This is a genomic window from Flavobacterium labens (assembly GCF_048286755.1).
GTDB lineage: Bacteria > Bacteroidota > Bacteroidia > Flavobacteriales > Flavobacteriaceae > Flavobacterium.
Map to the genome: position 1 here is coordinate 220,289 of NZ_JBLVPL010000003.1, position 16,079 is coordinate 236,367.

The 16,079-nt window shown below is 35.2% G+C and carries 16 protein-coding genes; 7 read left to right on the forward strand and 9 right to left on the reverse strand.

The window, feature by feature from the left end:
- Positions 1 to 54: 54 nt before the first annotated feature.
- Entirely contained in the window at positions 55 to 783 is a 729-nt protein-coding gene (locus tag ACNQF8_RS09870) for a biotin--[acetyl-CoA-carboxylase] ligase (RefSeq protein WP_417952242.1), read from the forward strand.
- 139 nt (positions 784 to 922) lie between these two features.
- Here ACNQF8_RS09870 and ACNQF8_RS09875 read toward each other — a convergent pair whose 3' ends face one another.
- The 3 genes from ACNQF8_RS09875 to pyrE all read right to left on the reverse strand — a co-directional run bounded on the left by ACNQF8_RS09875 (position 923) and on the right by pyrE (position 2,478).
- Positions 923 to 1,288 carry a hypothetical protein gene (locus ACNQF8_RS09875; protein ID WP_417953318.1) on the reverse strand — a complete coding sequence of 122 codons (366 nt, stop codon included), beginning with the start codon at positions 1,286 to 1,288 and terminating at the stop codon, positions 923 to 925.
- 125 nt (positions 1,289 to 1,413) lie between these two features.
- Entirely contained in the window at positions 1,414 to 1,806 is a 393-nt protein-coding gene (locus tag ACNQF8_RS09880) for an SRPBCC family protein (RefSeq protein WP_417952240.1), read from the reverse strand.
- Positions 1,807 to 1,830: 24 nt separating this feature from the next.
- Positions 1,831 to 2,478: an orotate phosphoribosyltransferase gene (gene pyrE, locus ACNQF8_RS09885; protein WP_417953317.1), complete on the reverse strand. Its 648-nt coding sequence runs from the start codon at positions 2,476 to 2,478 to the stop codon at positions 1,831 to 1,833.
- Positions 2,479 to 2,485: 7 nt separating this feature from the next.
- On the opposite strand from pyrE, the gene ACNQF8_RS09890 reads away from it, so the two are divergent.
- The gene (locus tag ACNQF8_RS09890) at positions 2,486 to 3,088 is read left to right on the forward strand and encodes an NUDIX hydrolase (RefSeq protein WP_282743840.1); all 603 of its coding nucleotides are present in this window, start codon (positions 2,486 to 2,488) and stop codon (positions 3,086 to 3,088) included.
- A 10-nt stretch (positions 3,089 to 3,098) separates the two neighbouring features.
- On the opposite strand, the gene ACNQF8_RS09895 is transcribed toward ACNQF8_RS09890, so the two are convergent.
- Positions 3,099 to 4,829, reverse strand: coding sequence for a M14 family metallopeptidase (locus ACNQF8_RS09895; protein ID WP_417953316.1), 1,731 nt, complete (start codon positions 4,827 to 4,829; stop codon positions 3,099 to 3,101).
- Positions 4,830 to 4,974: 145 nt separating this feature from the next.
- On the opposite strand from ACNQF8_RS09895, the gene ACNQF8_RS09900 reads away from it, so the two are divergent.
- On the forward strand, positions 4,975 to 6,321 hold the full coding sequence (locus tag ACNQF8_RS09900) for a DEAD/DEAH box helicase (RefSeq protein WP_417953315.1): 1,347 nt from the start codon (positions 4,975 to 4,977) through the stop codon (positions 6,319 to 6,321).
- A 185-nt stretch (positions 6,322 to 6,506) separates the two neighbouring features.
- Here ACNQF8_RS09900 and ACNQF8_RS09905 read toward each other — a convergent pair whose 3' ends face one another.
- The 4 genes from ACNQF8_RS09905 to ACNQF8_RS09920 all read right to left on the reverse strand — a co-directional run bounded on the left by ACNQF8_RS09905 (position 6,507) and on the right by ACNQF8_RS09920 (position 9,408).
- On the reverse strand, positions 6,507 to 7,085 hold the full coding sequence (locus ACNQF8_RS09905) for a PhnA domain-containing protein (protein WP_417952237.1): 579 nt from the start codon (positions 7,083 to 7,085) through the stop codon (positions 6,507 to 6,509).
- 146 nt (positions 7,086 to 7,231) lie between these two features.
- Positions 7,232 to 7,687, reverse strand: a complete 456-nt coding sequence (gene coaD / locus ACNQF8_RS09910) for a pantetheine-phosphate adenylyltransferase (protein WP_315208457.1) — start codon at positions 7,685 to 7,687, stop codon at positions 7,232 to 7,234.
- A 44-nt stretch (positions 7,688 to 7,731) separates the two neighbouring features.
- Positions 7,732 to 8,424 (reverse strand): DUF421 domain-containing protein, encoded by a 693-nt coding sequence (locus tag ACNQF8_RS09915; RefSeq protein ID WP_417952236.1) that lies wholly within the window; start codon positions 8,422 to 8,424, stop codon positions 7,732 to 7,734.
- Positions 8,425 to 8,433: 9 nt separating this feature from the next.
- A complete protein-coding gene (locus ACNQF8_RS09920; protein ID WP_315208451.1) occupies positions 8,434 to 9,408 on the reverse strand; it encodes a D-alanine--D-alanine ligase in 975 nt (324 codons plus the stop codon).
- A gap of 218 nt (positions 9,409 to 9,626) precedes the next feature.
- Here ACNQF8_RS09920 and ACNQF8_RS09925 point away from each other — a divergent pair, with 218 nt between their 5' ends.
- From ACNQF8_RS09925 to ACNQF8_RS09935, 3 genes are all read left to right on the forward strand, one after another.
- Positions 9,627 to 10,250, forward strand: a complete 624-nt coding sequence (locus tag ACNQF8_RS09925) for a PASTA domain-containing protein (protein ID WP_417952235.1) — start codon at positions 9,627 to 9,629, stop codon at positions 10,248 to 10,250.
- Positions 10,240 to 11,283: an RluA family pseudouridine synthase gene (locus ACNQF8_RS09930; protein WP_417953314.1), complete on the forward strand. Its 1,044-nt coding sequence runs from the start codon at positions 10,240 to 10,242 to the stop codon at positions 11,281 to 11,283. The genes ACNQF8_RS09925 and ACNQF8_RS09930 overlap by 11 nt, the downstream gene beginning before the upstream one ends.
- 302 nt (positions 11,284 to 11,585) lie before the next feature.
- Entirely contained in the window at positions 11,586 to 12,116 is a 531-nt protein-coding gene (locus ACNQF8_RS09935) for a C40 family peptidase (RefSeq protein WP_417953312.1), read from the forward strand.
- A gap of 102 nt (positions 12,117 to 12,218) precedes the next feature.
- On the opposite strand, the gene ACNQF8_RS09940 is transcribed toward ACNQF8_RS09935, so the two are convergent.
- A complete protein-coding gene (locus tag ACNQF8_RS09940) occupies positions 12,219 to 13,280 on the reverse strand; it encodes an alkaline phosphatase D family protein (protein WP_417952232.1) in 1,062 nt (353 codons plus the stop codon).
- A gap of 299 nt (positions 13,281 to 13,579) precedes the next feature.
- Between ACNQF8_RS09940 and ACNQF8_RS09945 the strand changes: the two genes are divergently transcribed.
- Positions 13,580 to 16,048: a zinc-dependent metalloprotease gene (locus ACNQF8_RS09945; RefSeq protein WP_417952231.1), complete on the forward strand. Its 2,469-nt coding sequence runs from the start codon at positions 13,580 to 13,582 to the stop codon at positions 16,046 to 16,048.
- Positions 16,049 to 16,079 lie beyond the last annotated feature (31 nt).

The following is a 16,079-nucleotide window of genomic DNA, read 5'->3' on the forward strand; positions in this document are numbered from 1 at the left end:
GATTATTTTTGAACCTTAACACAATATTAAATTCTGTTTCACAAAAAACTGTATATGAAACTAATCAAACTCGATGCCATAGATTCTACAAACGAATTCCTTAAAGGCTTATCGAATAAACAAGAGTTGGAAAACTTTACTGTTGTAACTGCTGAGAATCAAACAAAGGGGAAAGGTCAAATGGGTGCTGTTTGGGCCTCTGAGACGAGTAAAAACTTAATAATGAGTCTTTTGGTTAAGGATTTTTTAGAAGATATTTGTCAGATTTTCAACCTGAATATTGCAGTTTCACTTGCTGTAATTGAAGTTTTAGAATCATTTAAGATTCCTAATCTTAGTATAAAATGGCCTAACGACATAATGTCATACAACAAAAAAATAGGTGGCATTTTGATTGAAAACAGTATCAAAAGTGACGGAACCATCATTTCTATTGTCGGTCTAGGTCTAAATGTGAATCAAACCAATTTTGATAATTTACCAAAAGCCTCTTCTTTGGCGGTGATTTGTAATGCAAAATTTGATAAAGATGAACTTCTTTTTTCTATTTGTGACGCAATAGAAAAAAATGTAAAGTTATGCAAACACAATGCTGCCGTTTTGTGGTCTGATTACAGCAATAAATTATATAAAAAAGGTTTGCCAATGCCTTTTTCAGACCAGAAGCAACAAAATTTTATGGGGATTATTCAAGGGGTTTCTGCTGTTGGGAAACTTGAAATTCTTCTGGAAGATGACAGCATTGCTGAATTTGATATTAAAGAAATTCAAATGTTGTATTAACGGCCTGGTGCTTTGAGATGGTGGGAATTTCGGAACAGAGTATTGTTTAACGAAAACATGATGTGAAACGGTAATTCCACTAAAACCACACTACATCAAAACGCCAGTTAGCCATTCGGTTTTTTTGTTTGAATTAGTTTCATTTAACTTTCAATAGCTTTTTTTCGCTAAATTCTGTACCACGTTTTACGTCACAAATTTTAATCGATTTTTTGTTTTTTATAAAAACTAAAAGGGAATTCCAATCATTTGCTGCAGCATATTCAGAAATATTTGATAAATCTATATTATATTTTTTTCCAACTTGTTCAGGGATTTGATAACAACCAATCACAATATAATTATCCCATTCAAAATCAGTTATTTCTGTTAAATCAATTGGCTTTTTTTCTGTTTTATATTGTAAATTAATTTTAGTAGCTAAATCTTCATCAAAACTTAATTGATTAAAAGAATGACAAGAACTAAATATTAAAATTACTGATATTGCTATAAATTTTTTCATTTAAATTGGTTTTAAGAATTCTCGTTTTTTAGGTAAACTGAGGGCTAACTGCATGATTATTGCAATTAAAAAAGAAACCCTTTCAGTTTGCACTAAAAGGGTTTCTTTTTATTTTAAACTATTTTTTATAATTTGGTCATATTTCCAGCTAAAGTCTCGATAAATTTCCCAATCGGACCTTTTATCATCATAGCCATCATAGGATTAAAATCACCCTCGAAATCAAGTTTTACATCACTTGAAGTTTCAGAAACAGAATCTATATTTGCTACCAATGTAAATGGAAGTTTATCACTTGCAGCTCCCAAAACAATTTTGCTTGGAGCTACTTTTTCTTTCATTTTTAACTTGATTTCCGGCATTCCTTTTAATCCAAAAATAAAAGCATCGTCACCAATAACTTCAAATTTTGCGATGTTTTCAGGCATTAATTTTTCAAAATTTTTGACATCACTTAACAAGTCAAATAATTCTTGAGCTGATTTTGGGACGCTAACTTTTGGACTTTCTAAGTTCATATTTCCAGTATTTTATTTATTTTTTTAAACTTCAATGTTCCAAGTGGATGGACTCACATTCCATTCTCTTAAAGTTTGTTCTTCCTCGTCTGTAATATATCTTTTGGCAACGGCTAAATTCAATAAATTTTGATAATTACTTAGCGTGTATAAATCCAGATGCGCATTTTTGAAATTTTCATCAGCAACATCAAAACCGTAGGTAAAGATTGCTGCCATTCCTTTTACATTAGCTCCAGCTTCACGTAAAGCTTCAACAGCAAGCAAGCTGCTGTTTCCAGTACTAATCAAATCTTCTACAACAATTACATTTTGTCCTTTTTGTAAAAAACCTTCTACTTGGTTTAGTCTTCCGTGTTTTTTTGCTTCTGGACGAACATACACAAATGGTAATCCTAAACTTTCCGCTACCAGCATTCCAATTCCTATTGCTCCAGTAGCAACACCGGCAATAACATCTGGTTTACCAAATTGTTTCTCAATATTTTTAGAAAATTCATCCCGGACGTAATTCCTTACGGCTGGAAATGAGAGGATTAATCTGTTATCACAATAAATAGGCGATTTCCATCCAGAAGCCCATGTAAAAGGATTTCTTGGATTCAATTTAATTGCATTTATTTGCAAAAGAAATTCGGCTGTTTTTTCGGCTGTATCTTTATTAAAAATCATAGTACAAATGTATAAAGTTTTTGTTAACGACAAACCACTTTTTTTGACAAATCACATCTCTAAGGAGACCGATTTTCAATTGTTTTTATTAGAAAGTATTGACATAGAGCAACTTATAGTAAAAATATTTCAAAATAAAATTCAAAAAGCGTACTTATATCATCCTGATGAAAGCGTTATTTTAAAGACTTTGAAAGCAAAAATACCTGTTACCAAAGCTGGCGGCGGTTTAGTTTACAATAAAAAAGGCGAAGTTTTGTTCATTTTTAGAAATGGAAAATGGGATTTACCAAAAGGTGGAATCGAAAAAGGTGAAGAAATTGATGCCACAGCCATGCGTGAAGTAGAGGAAGAGACTGGTGTAAATGGCTTGACAATATCCCATAAACTTCAAAAAACCTATCATGTTTTTAGACGTAATGGAAAATACAAATTGAAAATTACACATTGGTTCGAAATGCAATCTGATTTCGAAGGAACGCCACAAGGGCAATTAGAAGAAGGAATCGAAAAAGTAGCTTGGATGAATCCAGAACAAATAAAAGAGGCGTTAAAAAACTCTTACGAGAATATAAAATTATTATTTGAAGAAGAAAAGCTCCTGAAATAGGAGCTTTTTTTTATTTTAAGATGCGATACACAGAATATTGTAAATGTGCCTTTTCATAATAAACCGAATGTTTGTAAATCCAGTCCAGTTGCGCTTCTGGATTATTGATGAAGTTTACGTCGCTTTGTTTTTTCAAATCAAATTCGGTTTTCAGTTTTGGATTTTCTTTCAAAATCAGTGTTGCTGAATCTTCAAAAACATAATCTGAATACCCTTCTTTTTGTTGTAACATCGTATCGAAAAAGTTCCAGTTGAAGAAAGAATCGATTGCTTCTGGTTCTAATGTTTCCAATAAATATTTGATTCCCTTTTGTTGTGTTGGAATTATGTAATCTCCTTTGGCGAAAGCCACTTTCTCCATTTTAGAAGTTACCGAAGTGTTTCGGTGCAAATAATGGCCTTCGTAAGCTGAATTTGTCGTTTTAAAATCCGCAATTTTATAGCTTTCAACTTCAATTATCGTATCATTTTTTAATTGGCGATAGGTGATGGTATTGCTTTTTAATAAATCGATAACAGGCCAAAATCCCCTTGGAATGATATACGCTTCCGGAATGATTATTTCTTTTACAGATTTGAATTCCTTGCTGTACGGAATGTCCTTTTTGAATGGTTTTGTACGGTCATAAAACAAGCGATTTCCAGACGTTACGTCACTTTTCTTATAACTGGCTTCATAGCCTAAAAACGAAAAAGGAACCGTTTTTGTACTGTCAATTTCCCATTTTAGCGTGTACGCTTTGTTAGGTTGGTACTGCTCTTCATTTTTCAATCGCAGCTGTTTAATTTTTTTATAATTAGCATCCGTAAAGTCAATTGCGGAACGCATGTATTCATAAGTTACTTTTACGCGATCGGCATATTTTTTAAGCATGTGCGTTTCCACGACAAACCCTATTGTGTTGAATAACGAAGTGTAACCTGTTGCAAATCTTGGGCTTTCAAAAAATTGACCAAAACCTTTATCCGGTGTGTCCTGAAAAGCATTCACATAGGGCGTAGTTTCGATGTTCTTTTTTTGTAAATCTTGGACTAAAGCAGGCATCATTTCAGTATTTAAAAAATCCCCTAAAACAGTTCCCAATTTGTTATGTTGGGTCATAATGTAGGTAAGTTTGTATTGGTAATCTGAGCCATTACTAACGTGGTTGTCAATGAAAACATCAGCATTTATTTTATGGAAAATGTCCACAAAACTTTTCGTATTTCGGGTATCGGACTTGATGAAATCACGATTCAAATCGTAGTTTCTGGCATTACCACGAAAGCCATAAATTTCCGGTCCGTCCTGATTGGCTCTTGAAGTCGAATTTCTGTTTAAAGCGCCTCCAATATTATACACCGGAATACAAACGATAACCGTGTTTTTTGGTGCTTTTATTTTGCCCAAAGCTAAATCTCTAAATAATTGCATTGAAGCGTCAATTCCGTCTGGTTCTCCTGCGTGAATACCATTATTGAGTAGGATTACGGCTTTGTTTTTTTGGATGATTCCAAAGTCAAATTGCTTTTCAGGATTGAAAACAACCATGTGCAAAGGTTCACCGCTGTCTGTTAATCCCATTTTTTGCATTTCGATAGTAGGGAAATCATCTGCAAGAAGTTTGTAATAAGCAATTGTTTCTTGGTAGGATGCCGATTGATTTCCATTGCCTTTTTCGAAAAAAGTATCGTATTTATTCGTTTTTTGTGCAAAAGTACTGATGGAGAATAGTAAAAAAAGGAATGTGAAAAATCTCATATTTCGGTTTTTAAATGGAATATCAAATGTAGCTTTTTTTCGATAGGTATAGAAAAGATAGCAAAAAAAGGAAGCTCCCAATTTTAAAAAATGAAAATTTTTAATTCAAAATTCATAACTCAGAATTAAAAATTACCTTTGCAAAATGAATAAGAAACACCATTCCAACAATATACTTTTGAATTTAGGCATCGAAAGCCTGAACGAAATGCAGGAAGTAGCACAAGATACTATCCTGAACGACAATAATGTTTTATTGCTTTCGCCAACAGGTTCCGGAAAAACTTTGGCTTTTTTGTTGCCTATTTTAGAAATGTTACAACCCGAAATTCAATCAGTTCAATGTTTAATTCTGGTTCCATCACGTGAATTAGGATTACAGATTGAACAAGTTTGGAAAAAAATGGGAACCGATTATAAAGTAAATGTGTGCTACGGCGGACATTCCATTGATACCGAAATTAAGAATTTAAGTAATCCTCCAGCAGTTTTAGTGGGAACTCCGGGAAGAATTGCAGATCATATTGACAGAGGAACTTTCCGTGTAGATAAAATCCAAACGCTAATTTTAGATGAATTTGATAAATCCTTGCAATTGGGTTTCCATGAGCAAATGTCATTTATCATTGGAAAATTAACAAAACTCAACAAACGTGTGTTGGTTTCAGCCACTTCGGATATTGAGATTCCAAGATATACAAGAGTCGTAAACCCGACTATTTTGGATTTCATTCCAGAAAATGTAGCAGAAACTAATCTTTCCATGAAAATGGTTGTTTCGAAAGAAAAAGACAAAATAGGAAGTTTGTTCAACTTGATTTGTTCTTTGAAATCACAATCGGCTATTGTTTTTTGCAACCATCGTGATGCTGCGGAACGCATCAGTGATACGTTGAACGAAAAAGGAATTTATGCCACGTATTATCATGGTGGAATGGATCAGGACGAAAGAGAACGCGCATTAATCCAGTTCAGAAACGGAAGCGTAAGCTATTTAATTACAACAGATTTGGCTGCTCGTGGACTTGATATTCCCGAAATGAATCACGTAATTCATTATCATTTGCCATCCAAAGAAGACGAATTTACCCATAGAAACGGACGTACAGCGCGTATGTTAGCTTCTGGAACCGCGTATATTGTTGCTCATGAAAGTGAGAAAAAAATGGATTACATTGATTACGGCATGGACGTTTTGAAAATCGAAAACTCTACTTCATTACCAAAACCACCTGAATTTCAAACCATTTATATTAGTGGCGGAAAGAAAAATAAATTGAATAAAATTGATATTGTAGGTTTCTTTTCTCAAAAGGGAAAACTGGAAAAAGGCGATTTAGGATTAATTGAAGTGAAAGATTTTATCTCTTTTGCTGCCGTAAAATTCAACAAAGTAAAAGACTTGCTTCACGCCATTAAAGACGAGAAAATGAAAGGCAAGAAATTTAAAATTGAAGTTGCCAGAAAAGTAATTAAGAAAGAGGAAGAGTAGTGGTTGGTGAGAAGTGAATAGTGGAAAAAATACTGATTCCTTTTCTAGTGTTTATAAAAAAATCGTTAGTGGTAAAATTTACCACTAACGATTTTTTATATTAAAAAATGATTCTTTTGGAGGTCAGTGTAAATCTGAACCACTCACCATTTACTTCTCACAACTCATTTTTACTAAAAAAAGAATTATATTTTCTTAACGTATTGTGTAATGATAACAATCTGCTGACCATCTACTTTTCCTTCGATGTATTCGGCATTTTCGTGATCCAGTCTAATGTTACGTACTGCAGTTCCTTGTTTAGCTACCATACTGGAACCTTTTACTTTTAAATCTTTGATTAAAACGACTGAATCTCCATGTTCTAAAATTACGCCATTACTGTCACGGTGAATCACTTTATTTTCATCGTCTTCACCTTCGCCAGTTGCTTGTGCCCAAGCTAAAGTATCTTCGTCTAAATACATTTGGTCTAATAATTCTTGAGGCCATCCAGCTGCACGCAAACGGCTTAACATTCTCCACGCGACAACCTGCACGGCAGTATGTTCGCTCCACATGCTGTCATTCAAACATCTCCAATGATTTAAATCTACGTTATCCGGATTTTCGATTTGGTCAATACACGTACTGCAAGCCATGATACTTTCGTCAAGTCCACCTTTTTTTGTAGGCAAAACTTGGTATACTTTTAGGTTTTCGGTTGCGCCACAAAGTTCACATTTTGATCCGCTACGTTTGCTTAATTCTCTTTCTATACTCATGTTTAATGGCTTTTATTTTAGGCGAAAGTACGGCTTATTGCCTCGTTTCACAAGTAATATTGTTACTGTTTATTTGTCAAGTCGAGCGCAGTCGAGACCTATCTTTTAGTCTCGACTGCGCTCGACTTGACAAAATCTCTTTTAAATTATTTGACTCGTACTGCTTCAGGAACTAGCATTTCATATTGTCCGTGATTTCTAATTACATCTCTCACAATGCTGGAGCTGATATAGGAAGTTCTGGCTGCGGTTAATAAGAATACAGTTTCTATTTTTGATAAGCGACGATTGGTGTGGGCAATTGCTTTTTCGAATTCGAAATCGGCTGGATTGCGTAAACCACGAAGGATAAAATCAGCTTTTATTTTATGGCACAAATCAATTGTCAAACCTTCATAGGTAATCACCGAAACTTTAGGCTCATTCTTGAAGGTTTCTTCAATGAAACGTTTTCTTTCTTCAAGTGAAAACATGTATTTTTTTTCGGCATTAATACCAATAGCGATTACGATTTCATCAAATAACGAAATACTTCTTTTGATGATATCTTCATGTCCTAGGGTGATTGGATCGAATGATCCCGGGAATATGGCTTTTCTCATTTTGTAAGATATAATTAAATCGAACTTATATTTTTTGGGTTCAATTAGGTTTTTCGAAGTGTTTTTATCGCTTGGACCCATTCGGATTTTTCACACACGCGACACTCTGCATTTCCTGATTTGTGGGTTTCAGTATTTCCGCAAAAGGTACAGGAATAAATCCCTTCTGTTGGAATCGTTTTACTTTTTTGTTTAAATAAAAAAGGCAGAATTGGCAATCCTGGTTTAACTTCATGGTCTTCATAATAGAAAACACTGATTTCGCCACTGGTCTCCATAAATGCATTTTTGACTTGTCCTAAATGTTCTACTGATTTCAATCTAAGTTCCGAAAAGAATTCATCTTGTGCCAGACTTTCTTTTTTAAAGGTAGCGATAGAAAATTTACCTTCGCTGATGATGCATTCGGTTTTTCCTTCTATAAACTCTTCAAAGCGCTTACTTTTCCCGGTGAGCCAAGTTACTAATCGGTACAAAAGTATAATAACTAGAAATACGGTTATTGGTGGAATGATACCAACTTCTTCATAAAACATGGGATCTCCGGCTGCTGATCCCAAAGCAATTATGATGACCGTTTCAAATACCGATAATTGTTTCACGCCACGTTTTCCTGCGACTTTTAATGTCAACAGTAAAACTGTAAACATTATGGTGGAACGGAAAATGACTTCTAAAAGAAAGGATTCTGGTAAATCATTGTATAATAATCGGTTCCATTCAAAGATTTCTGTCATAATAGAAAGTTAGTTATTTAATGCCAATTCTATCGCATTAGTAAACAAATCTTCTAATGAAATTCCGGCGGCTTTGGCTTGCTGCGGAATCAAACTTTCCGTTGTTAATCCCGGAATGGTGTTCATTTCTAGCATGTGTGGTTCTCCGTTTACCAATATAAATTCGCTTCGGGAGAAACCTTTCATTTTGAGGACTTCGTATGCGCGTTTGGCTATTTCGCTCACTTTTTGGGTCATTTCATCTGAGATTCTTGCCGGCGTAATTTCTTGTGATTTACCCAAATATTTGGCTTCATAATCGAAGAAATCATTGTCAGAAACAATTTCAGTTATCGGTAAAACGGTTACTTTTCCTTTGTAATTGATGACTCCAACTGAAACTTCGGTTCCGTCAAGGAAACTTTCGATGATGATTTCGTTGTCTTCTTTGTAAGCAACTTCAATCGCGATTGGCAATTCATCAATTGTTTTTACTTTGGAAATTCCAAAACTGGAACCTGCTTTATTTGGTTTTACAAAACAAGGTAAACCAACTTTAGCTACAATTTCGTCCGTATTGATAGCATCGCCTTTGTTTAGGTAATAGGAAGTGGCAGTCTTTATTCCGTATGGTTTTAAAACAGATAATAAATCGCGTTTGTTGAACGTTAATGCTGCTTGATAATAATCGCAGGAAGTTTGCGGAATATGCAATAATTCGAAATACGCCTGCATCAATCCGTCTTCGCCGGGAGTTCCGTGAATGGCATTGAAAACACAGTCAAAAGTGATTTTATTACCATCAACAGTTACTGAAAAGTCATTTTTATCGATAGGAAATTCAGCGTCATTAGCATCAACATAGACCCATTTTTCTTTGAAAATATGGATTCGGAATCCGTTGTATTTCGTTTTGTCTAGAAATTGGTATACGACGTTTCCGCTGATGAGTGAGATTTTATACTCGCTGGAATATCCGCCCATGATGATGGCAATGTTTTTCATTTTGTATCGTTTTGTTCTTAGTTGTTCGAATAAATAATAATGTGTTTTTAGCACTAGATTCTAGCCCCGATAATAGTGTAAATCCTTTTTATCAGCCTTTTCGGCGGATAAAAAGATTGTAATGAATAGCGGGAAATAGCTCCAAAAGGCATTAAACAAAATTATCATTTTTTTTGAAACGAAATAGCTTTATCTTTGCCACATATAAAAATAAATTTATGAGTTTACGTAAGTATCTTACCAGCCGTGTCTTTTTTGGACAAGTATTAATTGCTCTTGCCATTATTGCCGTTTTGGGCTATTTGTTTATGCATTGGTTGACTTTTACAACAGATCATGGTCATGAAATTGCAGTTCCGAATTTGAGTAAATTGACAGAAGAGCAAGTGGAGGAAAAGCTGGATGAGTTGGACTTAGATTATGTGCTTTTGGATAGTGTGGATTATAGAAGTGATTTTCCGCAATTCAGTGTAGTAGAGCAAGATCCATCGCCGGGTACAAAGGTAAAAGTGGGTAGAAAAATATACATAAAAATAAATACTTCGGGATTTTCATCTGTGCGAATTCCTGATTTGATAGAAAAAACATATCGTGAAGCAGTTCCAACCTTGAAAGCGTTAGGACTTGAGGAAGGTACGGTTACCTATGTTCCAAATCTTGGAAAAGATATGGTGTTGGAAATGCGTTTTAAAGGAAGAAACCTGAAAGTAGGAGACAGAGTCTTGAAATCATCCAAAATTGATTTGGTTTTAGGAGACGGAAAAATGAGTTATGAAGAAGAAGAGAGTGCTGCGGATACTCTGGTTGCACCAATAGAAGAAACACCAATTGATGAACAATAATATAGATACAATAGATTTAGAAGACGAGTTATTTGAACATTTCAGGTTTGAAGTTCCTAAAGGCCAAACGTCTTTGCGAATTGATAAATACTTGATGAGCCTGATTCAAAATGCAACTCGCAATAAAATACAAACCGCTGCTACCGAAGGAAATATTTTTGTAAACGACGCAACGGTAAAGTCGAATTACAAGGTAAAAGCCAATGATGTGGTTCGTGTTATGTTATCGCATCCTCCTTTTGAAAATAGAGTAGATCCCGAAGATATTCCGTTAGATATTGTCTATGAAGATGCTACACTTTTATTGATTAATAAACCGCCAGGATTGGTAGTGCATCCCGGTCACGGGAATTATACGGGAACATTAGTGAATGCGTTGGCTTTTCATTTTGAGAATTTACCCATGAACAGCAGTGAACGTCCCGGATTAGTGCATAGAATCGATAAAGACACTTCGGGTTTATTGGTGATTGCCAAAACCGAAGCGGCTATGACGCATCTTGCCAAGCAATTTGAAGCTAAAACTTCTGAAAGAGAGTATGTGGCTTTGGTTTGGGGAAATGTTGTGGCTGATAAAGGAACGATTGAGGGAAACTTAGCAAGACACTTGAAAGATCGCATGCAAATGGCGGTTTTTGCTGATCCGGAAATTGGGAAACCTGCCGTGACGCATTATAAAGTGTTGGAGCGTTTTGGTTATGTAACATTAATTTCGTGCCAACTGGAAACCGGAAGAACACACCAAATTCGTGCACACTTGAAACACATAGGACATCCTTTATTTAATGACGAGCGTTATGGCGGTCATTTGATTCTAAAAGGAACTACGTTTACGAAATACAAGCAGTTTATTGACAACTGTTTCAAAGCGTTACCAAGACAAGCTTTACATGCTAAAACTTTAGGCTTTGTGCATCCTACAACCAAAGAAATGATGCGTTTTGATACGGAACTCCCGCAGGATTTTCAGGATTGTATCGAGAAATGGAGAGGCTATTCAAAATCCCATGGTACAGACGAAGCAGAAGAATAAAATATGAAAAGCCCCGGATTGGGGCTTTTTTGCGGAAAGTAATTTGTGTTGCTTGTATTAAAAGACACGCAAATATTGTTATACTATAGGTTTATTGGTACGTTTATTGTTTGTCTTTTAGCATTTGGGCTTTTTTACTCGCTTTCACTTGAAAAGATATAATTTAGCTAGATTTAGTAAACTTTATGGGATTCGATAATCTTACTGTTTCAATTATGAAATACAGAAACAGAGATTTCCATTATTAACTTAAAGTATGCTATTTTAATTATTTCACTATGAAATTTAAAAATATAAATACCATGAAATTGATATTGTTTATTGGCGTATCGCTACTTGTTTTAGAAAGTAGTACGTATGGCTCATCAGAGGCAGGTAGGTTTTCATCGCAAATAAATGAAATTACTGTCACTAAAACATTTTTAAATCCGACTAATGATGATGATTCCTTGGGAGATAGAATTGTAAGCTATGGATTGGAATTTTTAGGAACACCCTATGTTTCAGCCGGCAGCAGCAAGAATGGCTTTGACTGCTCCGGATTTGTATACTTTGTGTATAATCATTTCAAAATTCAGGTTCCACGAAGTTCTTCGCAGTTTAAAAATTTTGGTAAAGAAATCCCGATTGGTAATGTGAAAAAAGGTGATATTCTGTTGTTTTTGAGTCCTACCAGAAATGTTATTGGACATTTGGGTATTGTAACAAATCCAAAAGGAATGGAAAGTGATTTTATCCATTCTACCTCAGGTCGTGAAATGCAAGTGGTGATTACAAGTTTGAAAAAGCCTGGTTACACCCGTAGATTCGTAAAAGCAATACGTGTTTTGTAAATAAATTTTGCTCGAGATTCTGAATCGGTTTTGTTTAGAGCAAATAGTTTTTTTTAAAACTAAAGATGGTGGTTTCGATAATAATTTACTCTCACAAAAGTGCTATTTCTTAAAACTAATTTCATCCAACCCAATCGTGTATTCTGCACGTTGATTGTCATTAACATCCCATATTTCCATTTTTATTTGTGGGATTTTCTTTTTCCAATCGATGGTTAATAAACCAAAATGGTTTTCCATGATAGGACCTTCAATTCTGTTTTTGTTGGGTGTTGCAAAATGCCAAGTAGAGGAAAGTCCACTTGAGGTAAAGTCATATATAGGATACAACCCGGGTTCCGCAAGTTTAGAGATTTCACCATAATGCACGTCACCTGTTAAAAACAAAATACCGTTTGCTTTCGTTTTCTTGATAAGGTTTAAGAATCTTTTTTGCTCCAACGGAAAATTAGCCCAGCCTTCGTAACCGTTGTATTCAATTCCAAACTGCGAACCGGAACCAATCAGTCTGACATCAGCAGGTTTTTGCAATTCTGCTTCCAGCCATTTCCATTGCGTGGCTCCCAGATAGGTCGAGTCGGGGTTTTGTATTGGCGCATAATCCAAAGAATAGAAATACCGCTTATCATCCTTTGCTTCGCCGTTATATTTTTTGTGATTGTCTCTGAAAGTTCGGTTGTCTAACAAGATAATTTGTACTTTTTTACCTTTGTTTTCATACATATAGGACGTGTATATTCCTTCATGTTTTCGTCTTTCGGAAGCTACAGGTTCATCAAAAAAATTCAAAAATAGTTCTTTTGATTCCTCTTTTTTTGGATAATGCCGACCCGCATCATTTTGTCCGTAATCGTGATCGTCCCAAGTAGCAATGATGGGCACATTCTTTTTCAAATTTTGAAAAGTAGGTTTAGCCGCTAATCGGTCGTATTTAGATTGCAGTGTATTCATATTTTCGGTGTCTCCATAAATGTTGTCACCAAGAAATATAAATAAATCAGGTTGGTGTTTTACGACAACATCAAAAATGGGTAATGGGTTACTTTGATTCGAACACGATCCAAAGGCTATTTTTGAAATGTTATTTTGCGAAAAACTATTCCAGGAGACTAGTAGGATAGCTATCAAAAAGAAGGGCTTTTTAAGAATATTATTTTGAATCATAAATTTATTTTTAGTATTTAAAAGTCTCTATGTAAATGGTAAATAGTTCTCTAAAGAATTTCCAGTTTCCATTTAATTTTAATACCGATTGCAAGGAATCGTATTAATTGCAAAAAAACTATTCCCAAAAGTAATAAAAAAAGGATTCTAACTAAAATTAAGCTAGAAATGGAATAGCTTTAAAACTTCTTAAAAAGTTTTGAATGGTTGTTAATTAAAAGTTAAACCAATGAATACTATTCAATTTACTGGCACTAAAATTTATTTTTGATATTGATTAACCACTAAATAACCATTAAATGAAGAAACTTTTCATTTTAACCGCAATTGCTGCGGCGATGCTTGTGCCTACCACCCAATTTGCACAGTCCAAAAAGAAAAAAGATAAAAATGCTGCAGTAGTTCCGCCACCGGAAAAGAAACCAGAAGCCACGATTAAGGAATACAGCAAGGTCATTACAAAAGATGCTATTTCTGACGATGGATTATTTATTGTTCATAAAGTAGATAAAAAATATTTCTTCGAAATCCCTAATAAATACTTGGATAAAGACATGCTTTTGGTGAGCCGTTTATCTAAACTGCCTTCTAATTTAGGTGGCGGATATGTAAACGCAGGTTCCGAAACCAATGAGCAATTAATTGTTTGGCAGCGTTTTCAGGATAAAATCCTTATCAAGTTAAAATCATTTAGTGCTGTTGCTAATGACAGTTTACCTATCAGCATTTCGGTAAAATCCAATAATTATGAGCCTACTTTATTTGCTTTCGATATTGTCGCATTCAGCAAAGATTCAGCAAATACAGTAATTGATGTGACTAAATTTTATGGTACCGATGTGAGAGCCATCAGCGGTTTATCGGCAGAAATGAGAGAAACCTACAAAGTCAAAGGGATGGATGATTCCCGCAGTTTTATCAATACGATGAAAAGTTTTCCGATGAACATTGAAGTGATTCAGGATTTCACATATAATGCTTCTAAACCACCTGTTCAGGAAGATTCAGAAACGATTAGTATTCAAATGAATCAGTCGATGATTTTATTGCCTGAAAAACCAATGCAACCCCGATTAGCAGATCCGCGAGTTGGATGGTTTACGATGGATCAAATCGATTATGGAAGCAATGAATTAAAATCCGACAGCAAAACCTTTATCCGCCGTTGGAGATTAGAGCCTAAAGATCCTATCGCTTACGCAAAAGGCGAACTGGTAGAACCGATAAAACCTATTGTCTATTATTTAGATCCTGCTACGCCTGAAAAATTACGCAAGTACATCAAGCAAGGAATTGAAGATTGGCAAAAGCCTTTTGAAACAGCTGGTTTTAAAAATGCAATTATTGCCAAAGACGCACCAACGAAGGAACAAGATCCTGATTTTAGCCCGGAAGACATCCGTTATTCCGTAATTCGTTACGTGGCGAGTACGACACGAAATGCGGTTGGACCAAGTGTTTCTGATCCCAGAACTGGAGAAATTATCGAGAGTGATGTAATTTGGTACCACAATCATTTGCGTTCGTACAGAAATCGCTATTTGTTAGAAACCGGAGCGGCAAATCCTTCGGCCAGAACATTGAATACGAGTGATGAAGAAATGGGCGAAATGATGCGTATGGTTATCGCTCACGAAGTAGGCCATGCCCTTGGTTTTCCTCATAACATGGGTGCGAGTTGCGCGTATGACACTGAAAATTACAGAAATGGTGAGTTTACACAGAAAAATGGAATCGCGGCCAGTTTGATGGATTATGCCCGTTTTAATTACATCGCACAACCTGGTGATAAAAACGTTCGTTTCATTCGCCAAATGGGACCTTACGATCATTATGCCACTAATTGGGGATACAGAGTTATCCCAAATGCGACTTCACCAGAGGTAGAAGTCCCAACATTAGACAAATGGATTATGGAAAAAGCCGAAAATCCTATTTATAAATTTGGGAAACAGAGCAGTAGTTTTGACCCATCTTCACAAACGGAGGATATTGGAAATAATTCAATGAAAGCGGGTACTTACGGACTTAAAAACTTGCAATATGTAGCTGCACATTTATCAGAATGGACTAGTGATGTCACCAATAATTACGAAGATTTAGATGAGTTGTACAAAGAGATGATGGACGTTTGGAGCAGGTATGTAGGACATGTGGTGACTAATGTAGGAGGCGTTTATGAAGCTACAAAAAAACCCAACCAAAAAGGAAGTATTTATGATATTGTACCCAAAGCAAAGCAACAAGAAGCAATGCAATGGTTACAAGCCAATGCTTTTGCTTCTCCAACTTGGTTGGTGAATGTGAGCACGTTGAAAAACATTGATTACTCAGGATACACAGAACGTTTTAGAAATTTACAAGCCAGACATTTGAATAGTGTAATGAGTTTTGAGCGTATTGGCCGATTAATGGATGCGGAAATAATGGGTACTGCTAATTATAAAGCATTGGATTTACTGGGTGATATGCGCAGAGGAATTTGGAAAGAAGCTGGTTTAGGTTCGAATGTGACTATTTATAGAAGAAATTTGCAACGTGCTTATCTAGAAAGAATGAGTTACCTGATGAAAGAAGAAATTAAATCAGGTCGTCCTTCGGACTATTATAATGTAGCACAATCAGATGTGAGAGGATTGGTCAGAGGCGAATTGACTGCTTTAAAATCTACTTTATCAGTTGCTAAAGCCAAAGCTGTAAATGCAGAAACGAAATACCATTATGAAGATGTGATTAAAAGAATTGAGTTAATCTTAAATCCAAAATAATGAACAGAGTATTCTATTATAATAAAGAATC

Bases quoted from the DNA above. Each gene is read 5' to 3' on its own strand.
- ACNQF8_RS09890 (WP_282743840.1), top strand. From the start codon at position 2,486: ATGTATAAAGTTTTTGTTAACGACAAACCACTTTTTTTGACAAATCAC.
- coaD (WP_315208457.1), bottom strand. From the start codon at position 7,687: ATGAGAAAAGCCATATTCCCGGGATCATTCGATCCAATCACCCTAGGA.
- ACNQF8_RS09920 (WP_315208451.1), bottom strand. From the start codon at position 9,408: ATGAAAAACATTGCCATCATCATGGGCGGATATTCCAGCGAGTATAAA.
- ACNQF8_RS09925 (WP_417952235.1), top strand. From the start codon at position 9,627: ATGAGTTTACGTAAGTATCTTACCAGCCGTGTCTTTTTTGGACAAGTA.
- ACNQF8_RS09895 (WP_417953316.1), bottom strand. From the start codon at position 4,829: ATGAGATTTTTCACATTCCTTTTTTTACTATTCTCCATCAGTACTTTT.
- ACNQF8_RS09870 (WP_417952242.1), top strand. From the start codon at position 55: ATGAAACTAATCAAACTCGATGCCATAGATTCTACAAACGAATTCCTT.
- ACNQF8_RS09875 (WP_417953318.1), bottom strand. From the start codon at position 1,288: ATGAAAAAATTTATAGCAATATCAGTAATTTTAATATTTAGTTCTTGT.
- ACNQF8_RS09930 (WP_417953314.1), top strand. From the start codon at position 10,240: ATGAACAATAATATAGATACAATAGATTTAGAAGACGAGTTATTTGAA.
- ACNQF8_RS09900 (WP_417953315.1), top strand. From the start codon at position 4,975: ATGAATAAGAAACACCATTCCAACAATATACTTTTGAATTTAGGCATC.
- ACNQF8_RS09880 (WP_417952240.1), bottom strand. From the start codon at position 1,806: ATGAACTTAGAAAGTCCAAAAGTTAGCGTCCCAAAATCAGCTCAAGAA.
- ACNQF8_RS09915 (WP_417952236.1), bottom strand. From the start codon at position 8,424: ATGACAGAAATCTTTGAATGGAACCGATTATTATACAATGATTTACCA.
- ACNQF8_RS09905 (WP_417952237.1), bottom strand. From the start codon at position 7,085: ATGAGTATAGAAAGAGAATTAAGCAAACGTAGCGGATCAAAATGTGAA.
- ACNQF8_RS09945 (WP_417952231.1), top strand. From the start codon at position 13,580: ATGAAGAAACTTTTCATTTTAACCGCAATTGCTGCGGCGATGCTTGTG.
- ACNQF8_RS09940 (WP_417952232.1), bottom strand. From the start codon at position 13,280: ATGATTCAAAATAATATTCTTAAAAAGCCCTTCTTTTTGATAGCTATC.
- pyrE (WP_417953317.1), bottom strand. From the start codon at position 2,478: ATGATTTTTAATAAAGATACAGCCGAAAAAACAGCCGAATTTCTTTTG.
- ACNQF8_RS09935 (WP_417953312.1), top strand. From the start codon at position 11,586: ATGAAATTGATATTGTTTATTGGCGTATCGCTACTTGTTTTAGAAAGT.